Here is a 24094-nt window from a genome sequence, read left to right as displayed (position 1 = left end):
TTTATTTTTTGTTATAATGTCAAAGAGAAACGCATGTGCAGAGCACATGCGTTCTTTTAATATCGACGTTCTTTTTTTAGAGTATAGCTGTAAGCATTCATCAAATTAGTCTGTGCCTCAGCCAATAAATCGATATCTCCATCAGATTCCGCCCGCAAAATGACATTGGCCTGCTCCAGAGCTTTCGTTATAAGCGCAAGTTCATGCAAAGAAGAGTGAACCATATTATCACTCCTTGACATAGTAATATATGGTTTATTCTACGCCAATTTTCAAGAAAATATTCTCCTAAAGGAATAACAAGGTTGATTTCCGCGGAAGGATGCTCGCTTTCCGCGTGGCCTCACCAAGCCCGATGACCCTCCGGAGTCTTGCACCTTCCGCTCCTTAACACCCGGGAGTGAAAAATTAAGGGAAACGTTCAAAACAACTGCATATGAGAAATAAGCCATTAATTTGTGATGCGCGTCATATTTTTCTCCTCTTCTTAATCGGGTTTAACAGATTAAAAATGATGAAAGATTGTATCAGGCGGGGTAAGGCTTTTAATTAATTCTATTTCCTCTTCCAAGACATTAGGTACAAAAAATTCTGATCCCCAATGTCCTGAATGAATCACTGAATCTTCATCTTGATTTACATTTATTGTGAACCACTTTATCTTTTCATTTTTATCCGTGTAATTATTCAACAAGTAATCTGTAAGTCCCCTTGTTTTATTTCCCGTAAATATAGTTAAGTTGTCCTGTATTACAACTTGAAGGACCCCGTTGTGAAGAGCTGTCAATTCTTTAATAGTCTCCACTTCATCATTCCAGCAATGAATCTCTATTTTGTTTGCCTTTGCTAAAAAATATTCTAACAGGGGAACCCAGTATTTATATCCATCAGAATCTTTATAGGTCGGGATATTAAACGCAATGTTTTTCTCCAAGTCCATCCCCTCTGAGTTCCTTTCTTGAATATTTAATAAAAATTGTATTCTGTAACGCTCGGATAATCAACTAAAATTTCCTAAAAACCAAACTCTAACATACAAGGGTTCGGAGAAAACCATACTCTCTCCTTGGGAATCGATTCTGTATTATTAGGGGTTCCTGTATAATAAACCTTATATGGAAACTTTAAACAAAGAAGACCAAACCTCTCCCTGTTTGATGAGAAAGTAATTTGGTCTTTAAATTCATGCTTATATAATTAGCTATTACAAATGAAAAATCAGGATTTCCTCTGAGGACGCTTGCCCCAATATTGATAGTAGTCGGTTTTGATGAAGCCATTGAATAGTTTTCTTTTCTTTGTTGCCTGTTTCCCGTAGCAGGCTTCGAAATTCTCATTCGATGTCAGCATATAGACAGACCATGTATCTAAATCTTGAAAAGCTTGTCCCATCAGACGATACATGTTTTCTACTTCCTGTTTCTCCCCCAAACGTTCTCCATAAGGAGGATTTCCCACGATGACACCATTCTCTTTTTCGGTCGTAAAATCACGTACTTGCATCTGCTTGAATTGAATGATTTCTCCCAGTCCTGCTTCAAAGGCATTCTCCTTGGAAATGGCTACCATCCGATGATCGATGTCACAACCCGTAATATCCAATTCACGATCGTACTGTGCGACATCTTCTATTTCATTTCTTGCCTCATCCCACACTTTACCCGGAATCCATGACCATGTTTCAGAAAGAAAGTCCCTGTTGAATCCAGGAGCTATGTTCTGACCGATCAAAGCTGCTTCGATTGGGATCGTACCCGATCCGCAGAATGGATCGACAAACGGACGGTCCGGTGTCCAATTTGTCAATTGTACCAGTGCTGCCGCAAGCGTTTCTTTGATTGGGGCCTCACCTTGATCTGTACGATAGCCGCGTCTATGGAGGCCGGCACCGCTCGTGTCGATCGTGATGGTGGCAACATCCTTATGCAAGGCGACTTCTATTTTGAATAGAGAACCATTCTCTTCCAGCCAGGAACTAATGCGGTAGTGCTTTTTCAAGCGTTCGACGATTGCTTTCTTTACAATCGCCTGACAGTCAGAGACACTGAAAAGCTTTGATTTCACAGATTTCCCTTGAACAGGGAATTCTGCATCTACCGGTAAAAATTTTTCCCATTCAAGCGCTTTTGTTTTTTCGAAAAGCTCATCGAACGTAAACGCTTTGAACTCCCCGACTTTTATTTTCACACGATCAGCCGTGCGCAGCCAAAGGTTGGCACGGGCAATTGCTGTTTCGTCCCCTTCGAAAATCACTTTCCCATTTTCGACTTCACATTCGTATCCTAATTCTCTAACCTCTCTCGCGACCAAGGATTCCAGACCCATTGCCGCAGTGGCTATCAACGTATATTGTGCCATGCTTTCACCCTTACGAATAATATTTATTATGTATTTTGATTTTATATAGTAATAATAATAAAAGCTCTCCTTGGAAACAAGGAGAGCTTTTGATTTCAAGTTTCCCATTACTAACGTCCTGTAAGCCATGTTCTGTTCCTTCGTACTGCAAGCGATCGAAATCTCGTACTCCGGTGGTAATCATCTATCTACAGAGAACTTCTCTGTCCTTCTCTTCGTTGAATTCCTCCAAGAAGGTGCCCCTACCATAATTTGGGTTTCTCACTCGTGGGGTTTACCTCGTTCCACTCTTATGATTTCTCATAAGACTTCGTCACTGTGGCACTTTCAAAGTATTCACGCCATATCCGAAAGGACTTAGGCGTTTTCCCTGCCGTCAACCCAGTCTATACCAGGCTGCCCTAGCTTATGAATTTGCTAGGCACGAACACTACAGGCATCTCAGCACTGTGCGAGCATGGACTTTCCTCTACAACTTAAGTTGCAGCGATTACCTGAACGTCAATAACGTCTCATACAATTTATGATTATATGGGAAAAATCCTAATTAATCAACTAAAAAAATAAGGAAATTCTGCCATCAATCATAAAGTTTGCTGCCGAACACATGCTTTTCAAGGTTGGACAACCTCTTCAATATATCAAAGTTTGTCGTGCCGGCTGGCTGTTGAGCAGGCTGTCTGCGGGAAGAATCGTCGACTTGTTTTTTCAGGCGCATATTTTCCTGCTGCAGCTCTTCAATGGCTTGATGAAATGTTTCATAATCCTTTATGATTAAATCCAAAAATTTGTCTACATCCTCAGGCTTATATCCACGCATTGCCTGCTTGAATTCTTTTTCCAAAATATCTTTTGCAGTTAATTTAATTTTATCAGATAACATGCAAGACACCACCCTATCATTTACCCATTATCGTTAATTTTTTCAAAAATAGCTTGATTTGTCAATTTTATCTTCCTAATTTTAATTCACAATTCTTGCTGCCATTGCTCTTCTTCTATTATGGTTTGCAATTCGTAAAAATCAATGGTTCGAATTGGAAATTCATTGTTTTTTTGATACAGCTTTGCGGATTCAAGGATATATTTCGGCGAACCTTCTTGTTCTGAATCATATAAAATCAGTAATTCATCGCTTTTATGTAAAAAAATTCGATCTTTATTCCTGAACTGTTGTGGATTCTGATAGGGCTGCTTGGAAATCGAGTCATAGAAATCAGCTTGAGAAATTACAAATTCATAATATTCCTTGTTTTGTTCGTTCCATTTTGATTCCTGATCCAAAAAGGGTGTTAAAACAGCCAATTTTAGCTGGGGGAATTCTTCTTGCAGCTCATAAACCACTTCCGCTGACCAAAGTTCTACCCCTAGTTGTCCTGATATAAGCACCCATTCCAGACCTTCATCCTCTTTCTGAAGAAGGGCTTTCTTCAATGCTTTTTTGATAATGCGTACAGAAGGATCATCGTTTTTGAATATGCCCATCTCAAATGGCTTATACCCTGTAACCATCAAAACCTTGACCATTTGAATATCTCCTTTTCATTACTATCCCCAAAATTCATTATATACAAACTATATCAAATGGTTAAGTGACATGATAGGAACTTTTCCATACTCGACAATTTCAATTCTGTGCGGCCATTTGGACAAGAAAAAACAAGGGCGTCATCGCTGCCCTTGTTATATGTGATTAGCGTCCGTAAGGTCCCATCTGTCCCATTGGTCCCATTGGTCCCATTTGAGGTCCCATCGGCCCCATTGGCTGTCCGCCGCCCATTTGAGGTCCCATAGGCCCCGTTGGAGCAGCTCCCGGACCACAGTTGAATTGTTGGTTGGAAACATCGCTGACTGCTGATTGTGTTTGCGGGAAGTAATGTTTATGCTGAAACATCGTATGATTTACTGTAGTAGTGTGAGTAGGATGAATATGAGGTACTTCTACAGTGGAATAGGTATGATTTACACAGCATTTAGTTGGATGAACAATCGCAGGAAGAACATGTGGTGGTCTGCAATACATGGTCATATCTCCTTCCTTTTTTTATTTCTTACACTAACAAAGTATGAAAGGAAAAGAGAACATGTACTAATGAAAATACCTATTTTTTATAAAAGTGTATAAAAACTATCCCTCATGTTGGTCAGGACAACAGCCATGATGCAAATGACAACAAAAAAAAGAAAAAATAAAGCTCGGTACATTTCATTCAATCCAATCGTAATAATATTCAATACATTTCAATATTTTACAACTTTCGACATATCTTCACAACATTTTTTGATGTTAATAAAACATTTTAATTATTAAATTTTAATAACAAAAAAGGGATTCACTCCCAAATTTTATATTTTTGTACCTTTTTGAAGCTTTTTTTTGATTCTTTTAAGCCTTTTATCCAATTCCAACAACTTCTTTTCGCTTCTTTGTGCTTCCTTCATTTCAAGCTCCAATGCTTGATTGGTATATTCGAATGCCTTCACAAAATCTTTGAATTGATGCTCATAAATCTTAGCAAGTTCAATTAAGGCCATTTGGACTTCCACAAGGGAACCTTTTATCACGACTTCTCCCCAAAGTTTACCAGCCTCATTGAATCTCTTCATTTTTTTGTAATGGAATGCCAGCTTGAACTTTGCTTCGACCGCTTCCGGTTCCTCACTTTCGTAGGAAACCTTTTCTAATAATTTTATTGCCGTTTCACCGTCGCCTAAATAGTCAAACCATTTGCCCACCAATAGACGCTCTTGATCCGATTGGTCTGAATCCACCCCAATGATCTGACAGGTTAAATGAATATAGAGCGAAATCAGTGATAAAATATCCAATTCATTGTGCTCCAGCACTTTAATGATGCCCTCGGGATTTTTCCTGTCCACAAAATCGAAATAAATCATCGGTGCCAAATAGCCGGGAACATCGTCTTTCCGATGAAAGTCCAGGATATCCGCTTCTACATTGATAAGCTTCACACGATCGAGCTTGTGCTTCCACATCCGCCGTGCGCCATGAAAAAGATCGAAGTGCCCAAAAGCCGGAAGGTTCGGAACATGATCTCGAATCAATGTATGACGTGTTTTCACTTGTGGCCAATCGAATGCTTTCCCGTTATACGTAACCAATGTCGTATAATCTACATTCTCCAAGAAGCTTTGATAGAAGGGGATTTCATTTCCTGGTTCCGGAAGGATGTGCTGCTTGAGGATAACTTCATCCTCTTTGACTTGAGCATATCCCAGCAGGAAAATTGTGTTACCTGCTCCCCCGCCGAGTCCGGTTGTTTCCGTATCAAAAAAGAACAGATCTGATGAATCCATTCCCTTTGAAGAAAGTGGATGATCGATCTCACTATTGTTCCACATCTGAACGGAAGTATGGAGGTCTCCCAGTTCGTATTTACCATGAAGGTGATTCAGTGGAAATTTGACTTCACGTATTAGACAAAATTCTCCATCAAAATAATACGGAGTTACACCCATTTTTTTCCATTCATCTAAATAAGGGATGTCCATAGGTTCCTCAAATTCCGGAGCCCTATGGACAATTTCCTGTACTCGGTCCTTTTCCTCTCGAACAATATGATTTTTCATCCTGTTCAGTTTATTTTTCAATGACATTCAAGACACTCCAGTCTCATTTTGCCTTGCCATCCATCGCATCCATCAATCGCAGTGTATCTTTCTTGGTGGATAAAGTTTCCGTCCCTATACAGGAAGGACAGCCTGTCTGACATCGGCAGCCTTCAATCAAGTTTCTGGCTTCCCGAATGATATTTTTCATATCTTCAAAGACTTTTTTGCTCAGGCCGATCCCACCTGGATAATGATCATAGATGAAAATGGTTGGCCGTTCATTATGGGCTGCTTTTACCTGTGGTATGACATGAAAGTCCTGGGGATCGCACATGACAAATAATGGGACGATTGATTTCAGGGCATGCGCTGCACCGATTAAACCTTGTTCGACTTCCTTTATGGAGAGTCCCACATCATCCTCCTTTAATGAAATCCAGGCAGAACTCGTATGAAGCTCTTCCTCAGGTAGATGAATGGGTCCTGATCCGATGTTTTCATGCGTATCAAATTTGATTTTCTTGAAGATCGTCGCCATTGCACGGACGGAAACATCCCCAAACCCCCTTGAGACCTGCGAACCTTCCCTAGAAAGATCCTCTTCAAGAACTGTAAGCTGAACGGCAAGATTGGCATCGGTGAAGTAATCGACGTCCACTTCCCGAACATATGCTTTTTTTTCTTCCCAATCCAATTCCTCCACTTGATATTGCAATCCTTGATGAAGATAGATCGCTTCATCATGAAGAAGGGTCATTGCACTGAACCGGTCCATCTCCCCAATGACTTTTGCTTGTGCGGGCACAGAAGTATCAATGATGATGACATTTTCCTGGGAAGCGGACCGAAGGCTGATATTGTGGGCAGGGAACGCATCATTCATCCAATAGTATCGATTCCCATTATGATGTAGGATTCTTTCGTCGACCAAGAATTCAAGAACATCCTCAATCTCTGTCTCGCCAAAATGGTCGCCTTGTTTAAAGGGCAATTCATACGCGGCACACTTAATATGGTCAATCAAAATGATTAAATTATCTGGATCGATTCTAGCCACTTCTGGTGATTGTGCAAAAAAATATTCGGGATGCTCAATGATATATTGATCCAATGGGCTTGAACTTGCGACCATGATGACCAATGATTCACCATGTCTCCTTCCAGCTCGTCCTGCCTGCTGCCATGCACTGGCAATGGTGCCGGGATAGCCGGTCATGATACAGACTTGGAGCTGCCCGATATCTACTCCAAGTTCCAATGCATTCGTACTGACAACACCATATATATCACCGGATCTCAATCCTTTTTCGATTTCCCTTCGCTGAGTAGGCAAGTAACCCCCCCGGTATCCCCGGATGGATTTTGGGCCAAGCTCACCAAGCACCAATTCTTTAAGGTAGGTAAGGATGATTTCCACCCTTACCCTGCTCCGGGCGAAAACAATTGTTTGTATTTTGTTTTTCAGCAGCTGTCCGGCCAAGTCACGCACTTCAAGTGTTGCGCTCCTACGAATGTTCAACGGCTTGTTGACGACGGGAGGATTATAAAACACAAAGTGTTTTCTTCCACTAGGGGCCCCATTATCATCTACAAGAGCCATCTCCTCCCCTGTCAACTGCTCTGCCAATTCTTTTGGATTGGCAATGGTTGCCGATGTACAAATGAACTGAGGGTCGCTCCCATAGTATTGGCAGATCCTTTTTAACCTCCTGATGACATTTGCGACATGACTTCCAAAGACTCCCCTATATATATGAAGTTCATCAATGACAATATATTTTAAGTTCTCGAACAAAGAAACCCATTTAGTATGATGCGGCAGGATAGCCGAATGGAGCATGTCAGGGTTTGTTATGACGATGTGGCCTGCTTTTCGCACTTTTTGCCGGATATTCGCTGGAGTATCGCCATCATATGTATAGCTGTTTATGTTCATATCTGATTCTTGGATTAACTCATTCAGCTCACTTTTTTGATCTTGTGCCAATGCTTTAGTGGGAAAGATATAGAGTGCCCGCGATTGTGGCGACTGAAGCACCTTTTGTAAAACCGGCAAATTATAGCAAAGTGTTTTCCCAGATGCCGTCGGGGTGATGGCGACAAAGCTTTTCCCATTTCCCGCCAGTTCATATGCGGTATGCTGATGGGTATAAAGCCGCTCAATCCCCCTTTTCTGTAAAGCAGATGCAAGCTCGGAATGGACACCTTTTGGAATGCTCTTTGTGATTGCTTCTTTTTCTTCAAGCGTTTGCCAATGGATGATCCGTTCTTTCAGCTCTGGATCTGATTGAAGCAAATCAATGACATCTTTTAGGTTTTGTTTACGAAACATTTCTTTCACCTCATACTCTCATTTTAGCGAATATCTGTTCGTTAATAAAGAAAAAAAACTCCTTGTCTGACAGGAGTCTTTTTCCAATATCTACATAAACCTAAACAGGCATCTAATTAGATTGCACATTGGAAATGAAATCATTTATGATCTCCGCCAGTTCATTTGGCTGCTCCATCATTCCCATATGCCCTGAATGATTCAACATTTTTTTTGAAATATGCGGTGCCTCTACATTAAAAGCCTTTTCTTCAGGGATGATCCTGTCTTCTTTTCCCGCTACAAGCAGTATGGGCATCTCTGCATTTTTCATGACATCCGTCCGGTCTGGACGATTCTTCATGGATTTCAAACATTGCTTTGCTGCAGCAGGGTTGGTCCCATAGCCAATTTGCAAGGCTTCCTCGATCAGCTCTTTATCAGAATCGGGGGCAAATAGCTTTGGGATCAATTCATCAACAAAATAATGCATCCCTTTTTCTTGTATGGAATCAATCCCTTTCAATCTATTTTCCTTTGCTTGAAAATCATCAGGCATTGAGGTCGAATGAATGAGACCGAATCCCTTTAACCTCTGCTTCATCTTATCGGCGAATGCCAGAGTGATGTAGCCTCCGAGAGAGTGTCCAAACAGAAAAAACTGGTCCAATTGTTTTTGGTCGCAAAAATACTCTATATCCTGGGCCAAATCTTCCACTGAGAATGCATCTTCCGTTACTGAAGAACCTCCGTGGCCCCTAATGTCAATGGCGATGACGCGATGATTGCTTAGCCGAGGAATGATCTTGCTCCAATAGTCGGAGGATCCACAAAATCCATGGATCAACAAAATCGTCTCCCCATTCATTTTGTTGTCTAGATAAGCCAATTCGTTTTTGCCTACAAGCTGCCTTTCCATCGTAACACCTCTTTTTTTTACAGATATTACTTACAATCCCCCAATTTGTTATAAGTAAAACAATAAATAGGCACTCTGCCCAGATGCCAGCATATACTGAAGTGAACATTGGAAAAGAGAGGGGAAGTTTGATGTCTGAACCTAAGAAACCATCCTCAAAAAGACCGGCACGCGACCAATTTGGGGATCTTGTGAATTCCATGAATGATTTTTTTCGTGAAAAACCGGTTAAGGGTATTTTGGAAAGCATTGATGAATTTTTTTCAGCTCCGTTCCCATCCAATCAACATAGCTTTTCAGCTGAGCTTCATGAAACTGAAAATGAAATCACCATTACCTCGAAGCTTCCAGGAATAAAAAAGGAACAAATCTTCATTGATATTTTTCCACATTATGTAACAATTTCTGTCCAAAACAACGAATTAATTACGCAAGAGGATCAAAATCATGATGCAATCTTCCGTAAACAAACTTTCCAGAGAAACACAAGAACCATTCAACTCCCGTCAATCGTCAATGATAAAAAGGCGAAGGCCTCTTATCAAGACGGGTTATTGGTCATTCAGATACCGAAAGAAAAAGGAAAGAGACTTCAGATTGAATCATAAAAAAGGGAGGATGACCTAATTGGCATCCTCCCTTTTTCATCCTATATTTTAAAGAATCCCCCTATCCCTTTCACCATCGATCCCACTTGATTGACTGCATTCATCATTTGTCCAGCCGTATTCATCATTTTATTAAAGTCTAATGATCCGTCTTGTCCTTTAAATGAGTTCATTAGTGAACTCACTCCCGAACCTTGAGGCTTCTGCATAAAGCTGGCTTTAGGATATGGATTGGCATAACCTTGCTGCTGAGCGGCCCCTTGGTTGGCTTCTTCCGCTGGCTGAAGTGGATTTTGGAATATCTGAGAAGGAATTTGCTGTTGATTTCCATAAAACTGGCCCGGATGTTGACCTGGATAATGGTTTAGCTGAAAATTTGGATTATTACTCGGATTTCCATTTTGGATATAACCCGGATTATTCATAGGTGGGAACTGTCCGTATGGGTAAGGCATTCCATATGGAGGCTGTGGATTATAGGGAACCACCCCTCCCGGATGCTGCTGCATATATGAAAATCTCCCCGCACTATCCTGCCATCCTGCAGCTTGAGGATCAAGAAAATACAGCTGTGTCTTGTGTCTTGTTCTCACAATTTTACCTCCCATTCAACCTTAATCATGATATTAGTCTATGAATGATTGTAATTTTTGGTGAAATGTCCTATTTTATAGAATTTTTGTCGAAATGAGCTCACTATTTGTCGGAAGTTAAATAATTCTTACAATAAAGAAAAAACCGTTTTCATGATAGGATGAAGGAAAGAACAAATGGGAGGAATCTGGAAATGAATGTGCAACAACTTAAAGAATTGTTCAAGCAAAAGAGATCATTTGACACTGAGGATGTAAATGAACTTTTAGACTTTGCAAAATATGCCTACATTCACAATGAACTCTCTGGAAAACAATACCGCCGGGTAGTCGGCGAGCTGGAATCCGAAGGGGCATCTCTGCCTCCTGAAGGCATCATAAGATAAATTAGAATTTATAAAGGTGCCGCAAAAGTATTGCTCTTGCGGCACCTTCTTTATTAAAGGCACTTTTCTCATGCTTTGTTGCTTAATATGATTGTTTAAACAAAGTTTCAACTTCAAAATTGTGTATATAGGGAGAAAAGAGCTGGAAAACTTTAATTCAACAAATAAAATAACGATTTTAACAAGAGTCTTTACGAATAGCTCTTTTCGTAAAGTTTGTTGCTATTCATTAAAGGTTGTGTAAGGTTGATTTCCGCTGCGGGGTCTCGCCTGTCTAACTCCAGGGCTTAGGGGCTCGAGGTCATAAGCCTATTCTGTCAAAAAGGCAAATAACGCATTTGTGTCAGAATCGCCTTATGCTTGTCGCCCCTGGGCAAAGCCCTGCAGCTTTTCCAACTGGCCCGCTGATCCCTCCGGAGTCTCGCACCTGCCGCTCCAATCAATAACATATGATAAGTTATTTTGAAGAAAAGCTGTTAAAAACAACAATCTTTGAGAAAAGAGCCTTACGAATACAGCATTACTGAACGGAATTATACACTTGTTTCAATACATATTCGATAGATTGAACATGACTCTTGAACCTTTTCAGGCTTGTTTCTGGGAAGAAGGCCTGGATGGATACCATTTGTATATTCTCATTCGTATTTTTAATCTGAATAGGATGCAAATTTTTTTGTTTTTGATTCGACAGCCATTTCAATGCCTCTGATTCCCACTCATCCCCTTTGGACTTTACGAGATCAGCAAAAGGCTTCACTTCGGTATAAAAATCACCTTTTTGATTTGTTTCTCGTGCATGCTTATAGATATTATGGGCTTCCTGATTCAATTGGATCAGCTCATTTGTCAATTTCTGCAGATTATCTTCCAACATTACAACCCCTCTAAATAAAAAAAGCAGCTTTTGATGGCTACTTTAATGGAATTTCATCTATTATATTTTATAGCAGCCAGCTAATTGAATTCAAGCTTTAATGGTCCCTCGGGCATTTTAGTGACAAGAGGCTTCCCAAAGCTGTACTCGGTCACCTTCTCCAAACGGTATTCTTGTGCATCGATTTTGTCATTCATGATTTGTCTTTCATTATTGACATCGGCTTCGACCTTAATTTGAATTTGCCTTTCCAACTCTTCCAATTGCTGTTCGATAGCTTTCAGTTTTTCCAAGACGACCTCATTGGCAACCATTTGCATTACCTCCTGTACTTTATTTCTCTAAGTAATTCTTCAATATTTTACATCTCCCTGCCCCACTGACAAAACTAGAAGCAATTCGCCAAAGAAAGTGGATTTCAAACAAGTTTTTATGCTGCTTTCGACAAGAGCATTCACATTTATTTGGAATGGTCTAATCATGATTGCGAACACTACCACCAAGGAGGTGTTTGAACATGGAGAAAAAAGGGAAAAAACAAACGAAGCACAACGAAAAGCGTGAGAATGCACAACCGGGCTGCGGCAATCCGAAGTTGAATGGACCAAACCGTCCTTCCACCTGATCATTCTTGAATTAATGAATCTTGGAAAGGTTGATTTCCGCTGAAGGATGCTCACTTTCCATGAGTGGGCAAAGCCTAAGGGAAAGACTGGAGGTATGTGATATCCATTGATAATAATGGTGATTTACATGTCAGTCTTTCCCATTATTTCGTTCAGCAAAGACTTCACTTTCAAAAGTCTGTCCTGTTTCAGTCTCTTCCCGTCAAACCACTCAGTAAGCATGATGCTTTCCTGAAAATCCACATCTGCAAACCACCTGCTGTGAATCTTCCCCAAGGCGGACCAATCCTGTTGTTCGGTAATATGGTGTTCCACAATCGGATAGGCAGCCCTTAACAGCGTCATCTCTCTTTCATGCCTAAAGGGGTTTAGTTTTTTATAATCATATCGTGATCCGGTGTGTGTCACATTTTTGGCGAATGTTAAAAAATAGGGGTATAAATCGGGGTGAAAGAGGATCTTTTGGAGCCTTTTTCCCAAGTCTATTCTCGCATTTAAGTCCGTAAACTTCGATACACTTGCCCCGAACAAGTTCCCCTGCAGTGTCGGAAAGATGACACAGCTAAAATGAAAAAAATCCTGAAGATGAAATAGAATAGTTTTAAATACCCTTTTCTTATAAAGAGGATGCATTATAATAGGCTCTTGGATAAGATTTTGCTCATTTATGATGAGTGAAATGGTCAAGCGGCTATGATCATTTTCTGCCCAAAATCTCTGCCATTCTCCATGCATGAACTCTGATACACAAAATCCTTTCAATAAATGAAACAAGGGCCTCTTTAAAATCGTCGAATAATGATAGAGAAGCAATTGAGGGAATGCATCATGAAAGATGAGCCAATTTGCTCGTTCATATGTAAGAAAAAGTCTTTCTCTAGTTCTTGGATCGACACTCGCTTGAAACAGCGGATGTACGAGGTCGCACATATTCCAGCCGGCATTCCGGGAAACCATCGATGCCAAAAATGCCCAACGTATTTCCGTATGTTTCATATAAAATCTTTGATAGGCATCTGTTCTGGAAATATTGTCTTTGTTAGATGTGAACGTAATTTGACGAATCAAGTCAATCAGCTCAGAATCGGATATATTTGTAGAGATTTTCGGAAAAAGACGATGAAAATAAAAGATTTTCTTCATAAATCGAGCTTCCTTTCCATTTCTATCAATATCTTGGGAGGATATGAAGATTTTTATTCACCCATCCCCGTTTTGTTTCTGGTATGATGGGTAATAGTTTGAGAGGTGTGTGTTCATGGACTTTCATTACCCAAATGGGAAAAAATTTGTTCCCAACAACCCAAGCGCAGCAAAGGCGAGAACAAATAGAACATCGACTTACAGCAATAGGGGCATGACGCTTGAAGAAGATCTAAATGAGACAAATGAATATTATCTTGCAAATAAGATTGCACTTATCCATAAAAAACCGACGCCAGTACAGATCGTGAAAGTTGACTACCCCAGAAGAAGTGCGGCGGTCATAAAGGAAGCATACTTCAAGCAGGCATCAACGACAGACTATAATGGTGTTTTCAAAGGGCGGTACATTGATTTTGAAGCAAAGGAAACGCAGAACCAGACTTCCTTCCCATTGAAAAACTTCCATGAGCATCAAATCAAGCATATGGAGCAGACACTATTACAACATGGCATTGCATTTGTCATCTTAAGATTTTCCAAAACGGAGGAAGTATTTCTACTGGAAGGAGAACATCTCATCCATTTTTGGGAAAGAATGATCAATGGTGGTAGAAAATCCATTTCAAAAATGGAGATTCAAGAAAATGGCCACCCCATACCACTTGGATTGCATCCACGCATTGATTACATTAAAGTTATAGAAAAGCTTTATTCATTATGATTTTCTAAGGGTATTCCCTTATAGATAGAAAGTGAGGAATGCTGAATATGGCAGGAAAAACGCAATCAAGAGAAGATCGCCGTAAACAACAGCAATCTGCAAAACGAAAAGGTAAGAAAAAGAAAAGTCTTTTTAAAAAGGTATTTTTAACAATATTTATTTTAGGAATTCTAGGGTTGGCTGCAGGAGCAGGTACATTTGCCTACTACGCAAGCACAGCTCCTCCCCTGAATGAGAAGCGTTTGAAAGACCCTGTAGCCTCAGAAATCTATGGCATGGATGGCAAGCTTGCAACCACCGTAGGTTCGGTCAACAGGGACTATGTGAATTTCAACGACATCCCGAAAGAGGTCGTCGATGCGGTACTGGCTACAGAAGATAATCGATTCTATCAACATCATGGGATTGACCCAATCCGTCTTGCAGGGGCAGTCCTAGCCAACTTCACCCATGGATTCGGCTCCCAGGGGGGAAGTACCATCACACAGCAAGTCATCAAAAACTATTATCTTTCCGACAACAAAACCTTGAAACGGAAAGCACAGGAAGCTTGGCTTGCCATAAAGCTGGAACAGAAATATACAAAAGATGAAATTTTTGAAATGTATGTCAACAAGGTTTACTACAGTGACGGAGTCCATGGAATCGAGACCGCATCGAAGCATTACTATGGAAAAGACCTCAAGAAATTGTCACTGCCGCAAATCGCTTTGCTTGCAGGCTTGCCGCAAAGCCCGAACAACTATAATCCATTCGAACATCCTGAAGCTGCAAAGAAACGCAGAGATGTAGTGTTGTCACTAATGTATCAACATCATAAAATTTCAAAGGATCAAATGGAAAAAGCGAAGCAAGTTCCGATCAAATCCATGCTTAAAAAGCAGGATGAACAGGATAAAATCGAGCAAAAATACGATTCTTACGTGGATCAAGTCATCAAGGAAGTTCAGAAGATGGGCGATTACAATCCTTACTCTGACGGCTTGAAGATCTATACAACATTGGATACAGATGCACAGCAGTACGTCGAAAAGCTGATGAACGGAAATGGGGAAATACAATATCCTGATGACAAGTTCCAAGCGGGGATCACCCTTCTGGATACGAAATCAGGCGCCATCAGGGCAATCGGCGGCGGCAGAAATCAGAAAGTGAAACGCGGATTGAATCGTGCTACTGAAATAAAAAGACAACCTGGTTCTACATTCAAGCCCATCATGGACTATGGTCCAGCAATCGAAAATTTAAAATGGTCTACGTATCATCAGCTGGATGATAAGCCATATAAATATTCAAATGGGACAGAAATTCATGATTGGGATGGTAAGTATTTAGGACAGATGTCTATGCGTAAAGCACTCTACATGTCAAGGAACATCCCAGCCCTACAGACAATGCAAGCTGTGGGAATTGATAAATCTAAAGCTTTCTCTGAGAAATTAGGATTCCATTTTGATTCAATCAATGAATCGGATGCCATAGGAGGAGGTAATGGCGTTTCCCCTGAACAAATGGCTGGGGCCTATGCCGCTTTCGGTAATAATGGAATTTATAACAAACCGCATACTGTCTTGAAAATTGTCCTTCCTGATGGAACGGTCATCAAGAATAAACAAGAACCGAAAGTAGCTATGAAAGATTATACGGCATATATGGTAACGGACATGCTGAAGGACGTATTGACTGCACCTCATGGTACAGGTCATGACGCTAATGTATCAGGTTTACCTTTAGCCGGGAAAACAGGTACCACAAACTATGGCTCTGGTAATTATGCTAATAGTGATGTACCAGATTCTTGGTTTACGGGGTATACGACAAACTATACGGCTTCCGTGTGGACTGGATATGATAACAGATCTACCCCAATAAAGCGCGCAAATCAACATATTTCGCAAATTTTATTCAGCAAATTGATGGCTCATGTATCCGAAGGCAAGGATACACCTGATTTCAAAAAGCCTGATTCCGTCGTCAGAACTGCCGTTGAGGAAGGCACCATGAAAAAACCAAGCAAATATACACCTGAAGACAAAATCGTCCATGAACTATTTGTTAGGGGACATGAACCATCCGAAACATCAACGGCTTTTGATAAACCTGATTCCCCTTCAGGATTGAAAGGCAAGTACAATCCTGATACGAACCAAATTGAATTATCTTGGGATTATGGCGATGAGAAAGATGTTCAATTCGAAATCACAGGTTCAATGGCAGGCGGCGCAACGCAGCCGATAACAACGACAAAAGATCATTCGATCAAAATAGACAATCCTCAGCCTGGAGGAGTGTATACATTCAACGTTACTGCTGTGACCAATAGTCAAAAAAGCGACCCAGCATCTGTAACCGTCGATGTCATGGGCGATCAAAATGGCAACGGTAATGGTAATGATCAGGGCAATGGTAACGGTAACGGTAATGGTAACGGTAATGGTAACGGTAATGGTAACGGCACTGGTTCTGGCGATGGCTCCGGTACTGGCTCTGGTTCTGGCGATGGCTCCGGTACCGGCTCTGGTTCTGGCGATGGCTCCGGTTCTGGCTCTGGTACCGGCTCTGGTTCTGGCTCTGGCACCGGTTCTGGCTCTGGTACCGGCTCTGGCACCGGCTCTGGCACCGGCTCTGGCTCTGGTACCGGCTCTGGCACCGGCTCTGGCACCGGCTCTGGCTCTGGTACCGGCTCTGGCTCTGGTACCGGCTCTGGCTCTGGTACCGGCTCTGGCTCTGGTACCGGCTCTGGCTCTGGCTCTGGTTCTGGCACTGGCACTGGCTCTGGTTCTGGCTCTGGCTCTGGTACTGGCTCTGGTACTGGCTCTGGTGGTTCGACACCGTAATGAAAATAATTACATTAAAACCCGCTTGGACAAATTCCAAGCGGGTTTTTTAGCAGCCATCTTTCGAGGTGCTTTGGTTTGAATTTTTCATTGCCGAGTATTTGGCAAACAACTTTGATTGTTCTTTTATTAATTCAGAAACTTGTTTATATGAATGATAAAGAAAAGGATTCGATTCTATGAATTGGAGCCGCTCCAATGTATTGACTGGTATGACCCTCAAGTTGGATAATTCTTGTTGCCAATTGCTTAATTGGACCGGTCGATTGTTTGTCCAATACAATATTTTTAAAAAAAAGGAAATGGACAGCTTCATGGGATCGACTATTTCTTTACTTCTTTCGGAAAAGAGACGATATAATATTGCATCCAGCCGTTTCCACTCGTCCATTAAAAGCGGCATGTTCAATTGAATTTCCATCCAAGGTTGATCTGCTGCTGCATTTCGATAATAATTCGCATCATCAGGAAAATATCGATCGATCGCAGACTGGAAAAGAGGATGAATTAATTCTGCAGGAACATTCATAGGCTCTTCTTTTTCATCCTCTTTTGTCCTTCCCTGCAAAGCGGAAGCAGAGGGCAAACAGGACATTGAGGATTTTGTGCTTTGCAATGATACCTGCCAAAGAAAATCAATCTGTGATGTGTGGCAGACCACTCTTCTTCCGGAATCTTTCTCATCAATGTTTTTTCCACTTCCAAAACACTGTCCTTCCAGCGGCAGATCCCCAATCTTTTGCTCACTCGCTCAACATGGGTATCAACAGCGATAGCAGGGATTCCATATGCTACTGACATGACCACATTCGCCGTCTTCCTGCCAACTCCCGGGAGTTTGACGAGTTCTTCCCGTTCCTTTGGCACTTGTCCGCCATACTCATCAAGCAGCATCTTGCATAATTTCTGGATATTTTTTGCTTTGTTCCGATAAAGGCCAATTGAACGGATATCATTTTGAAGCTCTTCAAGTTCCACATTCAAATAGTCTTCGGGCCGTTTGTATTTTTGAAACAGCTTCAACGTCACTTTATTTACCAGTACGTCCGTGCATTGTGCGGACAGCGCAACTGCAATCACCAATTCAAAAGGATTTTCATGAACGAGCTCACAGTGGGCGTCCGGATACATTTTTTCAATTTCACTTAAACAATATTGAATTTGTTGTTTATTTAACATTCCTTAACCACCTGTACACAAAATTAAATAGGTGCCTATTGTTCCAGCCAATTGTAGAACGGCACCGTGTTGGACTTTTGATATTCACTATTTGCCTTTTTTGGCTGGCGGAATTTTTCTCCGTGGCGCCTTGCCTGTTCAATCGTTTGAACGCCATTCTTTTTCCATTCGAATAAGATGCGATCAATGTACCTGAAGTTTAGCTTCCCAGAAATTACTGATTCCCTAAGAGCTGCCTTGATAATGACGGAATCGTGGTGGTCCTGGTCCATCCACATTGCAAGTGTCTCACATTCCAATGGGGATAGCGGCCGTCCAAATTCTTTTTCAAAAACTGTATACAGTTCTGACTCATCATGTAGATCCTTCTGCATGCGATCATTCTTCAAATCATTCGCAATCATATCTGCAAGCTTAAGCCACAATGGCTTCAAGGAATATTTCTCATAGCGTATGCTGTCTTCCGTATAGCCTTCCTCAATACAAAGAATATTTTGCTGGACCATCCTTCTTAAAATGGAAGAGCATTCCCCTCCTGATATATTCATGTCTCCCGAAAGCTCTTCAGGGGTTGGGAATTCATTGCCTCTTTGTATAAATGAATAAACGTGAAGTAAAAGGACCAAGTCCGTTTCATTCAGACCTAATTTCGTATAATTTTTTAATAAGATTTGGGGAATTTGCAGCGTCCCTTCGTCCATCCAAGCTAAAAAAATCTCTTTATCCATCTTGTAACACCTCACCCAATAGTATATCACGGAGAAGGAAAAAAAGGGATGGTAATATCCTTCCCTGGTTCCCTTTGCCCCTTTTAATATTGCTTAAGTTAAAAAAGGGAAAGTCCATTTTAGAACGCAAGTGTCCTTTCCTTTATCTGAACGATGATCATCTGTTCATGTTAGCAGCCATTGAAGGTGCTCCACAAAAACGTCTTTGTTCAGGCGGGAATTAATGCTGATAGTTGTGATGAGCCAATCGAAACGGGCGCTCATCCGGTTCTTTTGCTACCGTTTGTCCGCGGCTCCTCTGGAAACGGGAGCTGTTCCAGCTCTATCGCTACCGTTTGGCCTCCGCTCCCCTGAAAACGGGCGCTTATCCGATTCTTTCGCTACCATTTGCTCGCGGCTCCCCTGGAAACGGGCGCTTATCCGATCCTTTCGCTACCATTTGCCTAAATCCTCCATCACTACGGGAGCCATTCCGAGCCTCTCTGCCACCCATATTAATACAGTCTTCAGATTCTGGTTAAGCAGGATAGGATATAGCCCATGGCGAAACAAAGCGCCTCACCAGGGAATCTTCAGCGAAAAACAACCTCCAACTTGATCACAATCCCAAATAAAAAGAGCCCACAGCCGAAACTGTGGAGCTCTCTGTATATGATCTTATCTTATGGATACAAACGGTTCAACAGTCTTGGGAATGGGATCGTTTCACGTACGTGCTCTACTCCTGAGATCCATGCTACTGTCCTCTCAAGTCCCAGTCCGAATCCGGAATGCGGAACAGATCCGTATTGTCTAAGTTCCAGATACCATTTATATGCATCAGAGCCCAAATCGTGCTCTTCAAGCCTTTGCTTCAGCAATTCATGATCATGGATCCTCTCGGAACCGCCGATGATTTCCCCGTATCCTTCCGGCGCGATCAAATCTGCACAAAGGACCACATCATCGCGGTCTTCTGCAGGCTGCATATAGAAAGGCTTCAAAGAAGTCGGATAGTGAGTGATGAACACTGGTTTTTCATAACTTTCTGCAATGGCAGTTTCGTGTGGTGCACCGAAATCATCACCCCACTGAATATCATCAAATCCTTTTTCCTGAAGGAATTTCACAGCATCATCATAGCTGATTCTCGGGAAAGGTGCTTGAATTTTCTCGAGTTTGGTTGTATCGCGCCCCAAACGCTCTAATTCAAGCTTACAATTTTTCAATACAGATTGAACAATATAGGATACATATTGTTCCTGCACCTGGAGATTATCCTCGAATTGATAGAACGCCATTTCTGGTTCTATCATCCAGAATTCAATTAAATGGCGGCGGGTTTTGGATTTTTCCGCACGGAACGTAGGTCCGAAGGAGAATACTTTCCCTAACGCCATTGCTGCAGCTTCCATGTAGAGCTGACCGCTTTGAGAAAGATAGGCATCTTCTTCAAAATACTTTGTTGCAAAAAGTTCTGTCGTGCCTTCAGGTGCACTTCCGGTCAAAATTGGCGGATCAACTTTTACGAAACCATTCTCATTGAAAAATTCGTATGTCGCACGGATAATTTCGTTCCTGATTTTCATGACGGCATGCTGTCGTCTCGATCTTAACCATAGATGACGATGATCCATCAAGAATTCAGTGCCGTGTTCTTTAGGAGTAATCGGGAAATCGACAGATTCACTGATAACCTCAATATCTTTAATCAATAACTCATACCCGAACGGAGATCTGGAATCTTCTTGAACGATTCCAGTGATATACATGGAAGTTTCCTGTGTGATTGATTTTGCTTTTTGGAAAACCTCTTCTTCCACTTCTGCTTTTACGACTACACCTTGGATGAATCCGGAACCATCACGCAACTGCATGAATGCAATTTTCCCACTGGATCTCTTATTGGCAAGCCAAGCACCGATAACAACCTCTTGGCCTACATGTTTACTTACTTCACCAATCATTGTTTTCACTTTTTTATTCCCTCCAAAAACATTAAACGTCCTCTTTTATGTATCGTGTTTTATTATACATACCTTGCTGTTGACAAGCAATATTTGAAATTTGAAGGTTCGGCAAACCGCTGCCGAACCTTCGAAGAATCAATTAGTAACCAATTTTGATTGTACAAACTCATCAATGCGATTAACTGCGCTTTCCAATAAATCCAAAGATGTCGCATAAGATAAGCGGATATTATCAGGTGATCCGAAACCGGAGCCAGGGATCACAGCGACATTGGCTTCTTCCAGAAGAGCTTTGGCGAATTCATCCACATCAGAGAAGCCTGTCTTCATTGCGGCTTCCTTGACATTAGGGAACAAATAGAATGCACCTTGAGGCTTAAGGCAATTGAACCCAGGAATTTTCACCAATTGATCATAAATGATATTCAATCTTTCTTCAAATGCCGTCCTCATCTCTTCAACTGGATCCTGGGTCCCTTTATATGCAGCAATGGCTCCATACTGGGACACAGTCGTCGGATTGGAGGTGGAGTGGCTTGCAAGGTCTGTCATCGCTTTGATCACCGTTTGGCTTCCTGCGGCATATCCGATTCTCCAACCTGTCATCGAATGTGATTTTGAAACCCCGTTGATCACGATCGTCTGCTCTTTAATTTGTGGTGAAAGTTCAGCAATCGAGGTATGTTTGTGTTGACCATAAATAAGCTTCTCATATATCTCATCCGAAACAATCAGTATATTGTTTTCCAAGCAGACATTTGCGATTTCTTCAAGTTCTTGCTTTGAATAGAGCATGCCGGTAGGGTTGCTCGGCGAATTGATGATGACCGCTTTCGTTTTGGTTGTAACCGCACCACGAAGCTGTTCGGCTGTTATTTTATATTCATTCACTTCTTTTCCTTCGAGATAAATCGGTTCACCGCCTGCCAACTTCACCTGTTCAGGGTAGCTGACCCAGTAAGGGATAGGGATGATGACTTCATCTCCTTCATCCAGCAGAACTTGGAAAAGGGTGTACAGTGCATGCTTGGCACCCGTTGTCACAATGATTTCATTTCTCTTGTATTCCAGCCCTTGATCAGTCTTGAACTTATCGATGATTGCATCTTTTAATGCCGGAAGTCCCCCGGATGGCGTATATTTCGTGTGTCCTTGTTTCATGGCTTCAATTGCAGCTTCAATGATATGCTGCGGGGTGTTGAAGTCTGGTTCACCTGCTCCGAGACCTATAACGTCGATTCCAGCAGCCTTCATTTCTTTTGCTTTTGCGGTGATAGCCAGTGTTGAGGAAGGAGTTAATGCTTTTACTCTTTCTGCTAATCGGATATCCATCGTCATTCCTCCTTATATGTTTTCGACAGTTTTCCACCAATCTCCAGATTTAAATAATAGGTAATAATAATTAAGGTCGCCTTCATTATCTAAATAGGAAATTTCCCATATTGGACCGACTTTTTCAAGTCCGAGCCGGATCCCCAATATTTTTTTTGGATGTTTTTCTTGTGTTAGTTTATTGAGGGCATCTTCTTTTGAGATTCCTTTTGCCCATTTAATTTCTGTCAGGCCGCTTTTTTTGTTTTCAGGGATGAATGCCACCTTTTTTTCCCCGTTTTTTGTCTCCCCTACAACTGTGTAGATGGATTTGGAGCCATGATATAAGTAAAAATCCTTTACTTTCACAATATCAGTGGAATGCTTCACTTCTTGAACTGCCTCATCGCGTGCAGCTCTCAAAGGAGAATGTCCTTTAATAAATATATTAATCGTTATGGCTAATACAATAATTGTCAATCCTATAAAAAACAATATCCATTTTTTCAAAGTTCATCACTCTTATGTACGATATATTGTAAAGATGGCTGTATTTTGATCTTGGGAATCCAAAGCCAATCCAAACATTAGATCTTTTTCTTTTAAAGTCCGATTCAATGCGTCCACCACTTTATATAAATCAGGATTGTTTTGGATCCTGACCGTAGACAATACTTCAATTTTACTTTCCAAAGCAAATCCACCTCCATAAACAAATATTGTTACTAATAGTTGCCCGTCATGAGGCAACAATAACAGTAATGAAACCATCCACTTAAACATTATAACAGCATTTAAATGAATCCGATTATAATATTGGTGTTGTTTCAAAAAAATTTTCTAATCCACACATCGCTTGGCTGCTGAACAGCAGCTTTTTTTGATCAAGCTGGATGTAATCGTAAACTTTATACTTTTATTAACTCTCTTTTCGATGCTATTCATTAAAGGTTGTGTAAGGTTGATTCCGCTGCAGGATGCTTGCTTTACGAGGGGGCTCAGATGAAGTGAGGTCATTCGATGTTGACACACGACGTGCCGAACTTTATCGAACATCCGCCTTACCTCTCCTCGCTTCGCTGCGGGGTCTCACCCGGCCCGCTGTTCCCTCCGGAGCCTCCAGCCCGGTTCACTCAAACGTGATGACCTCATAAGTGGAATGCCCGAATTTTATCGTAATCAAACCATGCTGATCGGTTGAATATGTATCGATCCATGTTTCATAAAGCATCTCCATGATATCGGGATTCGGCATTAGTTTCTGCTTCTTAAAAATGATCGAGGTTTGAGGATCAATATGGGTAAGCAGGTCTTCAGTGATGGCTTTTTTTTGAGCGTAATTTGCAATCTTAACAATATTGATCTGATCCAAGGGCTGCTTCAATAAAGCTGATTGGCTCTCCTTGCTTGTAGAGCTCATCCATAAAAAATGGTACTTTGAATCATCAATGGAAAAATCAGCCCCTTCATTCAAGCTGTCTCCCACATAATGAACATGTACGTTTACTGATGGATAGATTGAAAAAGTATCATTATTTTTCCATGTGTTTATATCCATGGATGGAGAGCGTGCAAGAAGGTTGGAATAGTCTTTCTCTAAAACCATCGCATCTTTTAATTGAAAATTTTTCACCAAATGATCCAAAAGTGATAAATTAATCGTTCCCTCGTTCGTTAGCCACAATGAATCCAATGTTGTAATTTCGAATTTCTTTAAATAAGCAACGATTTCGTCCTTATCACTGCTGCCACCCAAGTTGATCAAAATGCCGTGATGATCGGCTAAATGGACAATTGCTGCCTCTCCATCAGAAAGCGGTAAAAAAGAAATGGCAAATTCGTCCTTCTGCAGGTTCAGGTCAATGGTTGAGCCATGTGCCTCCACTGGCCCGGCGAAAATGAGCAAAACAACTGCGAATAACACTTTCATGACAATTCCTCCAAATCATACTACGTTTAGAATGTGTCATTC

General features: G+C 41.3%; 25 protein-coding genes and 1 other RNA gene. 4 read left to right on the top strand and 22 right to left on the bottom strand.

From position 1 onward, the window contains the following. Window positions 1-56: 56 nt before the first annotated feature. The 10 genes from D9X91_RS22500 to D9X91_RS11625 form a co-directional block, all read right to left on the bottom strand. Entirely contained in the window at window positions 57-224 is a 168-nt protein-coding gene (locus D9X91_RS22500) for a hypothetical protein (RefSeq protein ID WP_158598298.1), read from the bottom strand. A 281-nt stretch (window positions 225-505) separates the two neighbouring features. Further along, on the bottom strand, window positions 506-934 hold the full coding sequence (locus D9X91_RS11665) for a hypothetical protein (protein WP_121680804.1): 429 nt from the start codon (window positions 932-934) through the stop codon (window positions 506-508). A gap of 284 nt (window positions 935-1218) precedes the next feature. Continuing rightward, window positions 1219-2358 carry a THUMP domain-containing class I SAM-dependent RNA methyltransferase gene (locus tag D9X91_RS11660; RefSeq protein WP_121680898.1) on the bottom strand — a complete coding sequence of 380 codons (1140 nt, stop codon included), beginning with the start codon at window positions 2356-2358 and terminating at the stop codon, window positions 1219-1221. Window positions 2359-2474: 116 nt separating this feature from the next. Then, window positions 2475-2860: RNase P RNA component class B (gene rnpB, locus D9X91_RS11655), an RNA gene on the bottom strand. 78 nt (window positions 2861-2938) lie between these two features. Then, window positions 2939-3241 carry a cell division regulator GpsB gene (gene gpsB, locus D9X91_RS11650; protein ID WP_121680803.1) on the bottom strand — a complete coding sequence of 101 codons (303 nt, stop codon included), beginning with the start codon at window positions 3239-3241 and terminating at the stop codon, window positions 2939-2941. A gap of 86 nt (window positions 3242-3327) precedes the next feature. Beyond that, the gene (locus tag D9X91_RS11645; protein ID WP_121680802.1) at window positions 3328-3885 is read right to left on the bottom strand and encodes a DUF1273 domain-containing protein; all 558 of its coding nucleotides are present in this window, start codon (window positions 3883-3885) and stop codon (window positions 3328-3330) included. 166 nt (window positions 3886-4051) lie between these two features. Next, the gene (locus D9X91_RS11640) at window positions 4052-4381 is read right to left on the bottom strand and encodes a CotD family spore coat protein (RefSeq protein ID WP_121680801.1); all 330 of its coding nucleotides are present in this window, start codon (window positions 4379-4381) and stop codon (window positions 4052-4054) included. Between the two features lie 323 nt (window positions 4382-4704). After that, window positions 4705-5976, bottom strand: coding sequence for a ribonuclease H-like domain-containing protein (locus D9X91_RS11635; protein ID WP_121680800.1), 1272 nt, complete (start codon window positions 5974-5976; stop codon window positions 4705-4707). Between the two features lie 16 nt (window positions 5977-5992). After that, window positions 5993-8263, bottom strand: coding sequence for a DEAD/DEAH box helicase (locus D9X91_RS11630; RefSeq protein ID WP_121680799.1), 2271 nt, complete (start codon window positions 8261-8263; stop codon window positions 5993-5995). Window positions 8264-8375: 112 nt separating this feature from the next. After that, window positions 8376-9161, bottom strand: a complete 786-nt coding sequence (locus D9X91_RS11625) for an alpha/beta fold hydrolase (RefSeq protein WP_121680798.1) — start codon at window positions 9159-9161, stop codon at window positions 8376-8378. Between the two features lie 131 nt (window positions 9162-9292). Here D9X91_RS11625 and D9X91_RS11620 point away from each other — a divergent pair, with 131 nt between their 5' ends. Further along, window positions 9293-9769 (top strand): Hsp20/alpha crystallin family protein, encoded by a 477-nt coding sequence (locus D9X91_RS11620; RefSeq protein ID WP_121680797.1) that lies wholly within the window; start codon window positions 9293-9295, stop codon window positions 9767-9769. Window positions 9770-9810: 41 nt separating this feature from the next. On the opposite strand, the gene D9X91_RS11615 is transcribed toward D9X91_RS11620, so the two are convergent. After that, window positions 9811-10362: a YppG family protein gene (locus tag D9X91_RS11615; protein ID WP_233569774.1), complete on the bottom strand. Its 552-nt coding sequence runs from the start codon at window positions 10360-10362 to the stop codon at window positions 9811-9813. Between the two features lie 194 nt (window positions 10363-10556). On the opposite strand from D9X91_RS11615, the gene yppF reads away from it, so the two are divergent. Next, on the top strand, window positions 10557-10748 hold the full coding sequence (yppF, locus tag D9X91_RS11610; protein WP_121680796.1) for a YppF family protein: 192 nt from the start codon (window positions 10557-10559) through the stop codon (window positions 10746-10748). Window positions 10749-11268: 520 nt separating this feature from the next. Here yppF and D9X91_RS11605 read toward each other — a convergent pair. The 3 genes from D9X91_RS11605 to D9X91_RS11595 form a co-directional block, all read right to left on the bottom strand. Continuing rightward, window positions 11269-11625, bottom strand: a complete 357-nt coding sequence (locus D9X91_RS11605) for a YppE family protein (RefSeq protein WP_121680795.1) — start codon at window positions 11623-11625, stop codon at window positions 11269-11271. Between the two features lie 80 nt (window positions 11626-11705). Next, window positions 11706-11939 carry a hypothetical protein gene (locus D9X91_RS11600; protein WP_121680794.1) on the bottom strand — a complete coding sequence of 78 codons (234 nt, stop codon included), beginning with the start codon at window positions 11937-11939 and terminating at the stop codon, window positions 11706-11708. A 435-nt stretch (window positions 11940-12374) separates the two neighbouring features. Continuing rightward, the gene (locus D9X91_RS11595; protein ID WP_121680793.1) at window positions 12375-13394 is read right to left on the bottom strand and encodes a DUF2515 family protein; all 1020 of its coding nucleotides are present in this window, start codon (window positions 13392-13394) and stop codon (window positions 12375-12377) included. Between the two features lie 115 nt (window positions 13395-13509). On the opposite strand from D9X91_RS11595, the gene recU reads away from it, so the two are divergent. Both recU and D9X91_RS11585 read left to right on the top strand, forming a co-directional pair. Continuing rightward, a complete protein-coding gene (gene recU / locus D9X91_RS11590) occupies window positions 13510-14118 on the top strand; it encodes a Holliday junction resolvase RecU (protein WP_121680792.1) in 609 nt (202 codons plus the stop codon). A 47-nt stretch (window positions 14119-14165) separates the two neighbouring features. Beyond that, complete coding sequence (locus D9X91_RS11585; protein WP_121680791.1) at window positions 14166-16955, top strand: PBP1A family penicillin-binding protein; 2790 nt, start codon at window positions 14166-14168, stop codon at window positions 16953-16955. Between the two features lie 49 nt (window positions 16956-17004). Here D9X91_RS11585 and D9X91_RS11580 read toward each other — a convergent pair whose 3' ends face one another. The 8 genes from D9X91_RS11580 to D9X91_RS11545 all read right to left on the bottom strand — a co-directional run bounded on the left by D9X91_RS11580 (window position 17005) and on the right by D9X91_RS11545 (window position 24052). After that, complete coding sequence (locus D9X91_RS11580) at window positions 17005-17484, bottom strand: YpoC family protein (protein WP_121680790.1); 480 nt, start codon at window positions 17482-17484, stop codon at window positions 17005-17007. Beyond that, a complete protein-coding gene (gene nth, locus D9X91_RS11575; RefSeq protein WP_121680789.1) occupies window positions 17481-18134 on the bottom strand; it encodes an endonuclease III in 654 nt (217 codons plus the stop codon). The genes D9X91_RS11580 and nth overlap by 4 nt, the downstream gene beginning before the upstream one ends. A gap of 35 nt (window positions 18135-18169) precedes the next feature. Next, window positions 18170-18862, bottom strand: a complete 693-nt coding sequence (locus tag D9X91_RS11570; RefSeq protein WP_121680788.1) for a DnaD domain-containing protein — start codon at window positions 18860-18862, stop codon at window positions 18170-18172. A 662-nt stretch (window positions 18863-19524) separates the two neighbouring features. Next, window positions 19525-20817, bottom strand: a complete 1293-nt coding sequence (asnS, locus tag D9X91_RS11565; RefSeq protein WP_121680787.1) for an asparagine--tRNA ligase — start codon at window positions 20815-20817, stop codon at window positions 19525-19527. Between the two features lie 129 nt (window positions 20818-20946). Then, a complete protein-coding gene (locus tag D9X91_RS11560) occupies window positions 20947-22137 on the bottom strand; it encodes a pyridoxal phosphate-dependent aminotransferase (RefSeq protein ID WP_121680896.1) in 1191 nt (396 codons plus the stop codon). Window positions 22138-22155: 18 nt separating this feature from the next. Beyond that, window positions 22156-22632, bottom strand: a complete 477-nt coding sequence (locus D9X91_RS11555) for a cell wall elongation regulator TseB-like domain-containing protein (protein ID WP_121680786.1) — start codon at window positions 22630-22632, stop codon at window positions 22156-22158. A 12-nt stretch (window positions 22633-22644) separates the two neighbouring features. Beyond that, window positions 22645-22815, bottom strand: a complete 171-nt coding sequence (locus D9X91_RS11550; RefSeq protein WP_121680785.1) for a YpmA family protein — start codon at window positions 22813-22815, stop codon at window positions 22645-22647. A 436-nt stretch (window positions 22816-23251) separates the two neighbouring features. Then, window positions 23252-24052, bottom strand: coding sequence for a ComEC/Rec2 family competence protein (locus tag D9X91_RS11545; protein WP_121680784.1), 801 nt, complete (start codon window positions 24050-24052; stop codon window positions 23252-23254). Between the last annotated feature and the right edge of the window lie 42 nt (window positions 24053-24094).

Origin of the sequence: Falsibacillus albus (assembly GCF_003668575.1) — a bacterium.
GTDB classification, from domain to species: Bacteria; Bacillota; Bacilli; order Bacillales; family DSM-25281; genus Falsibacillus; species Falsibacillus albus.
The sequence above is the reverse complement of the archived record's forward strand: the minus strand, read 5'-3'. Positions and strand labels throughout refer to the sequence as shown.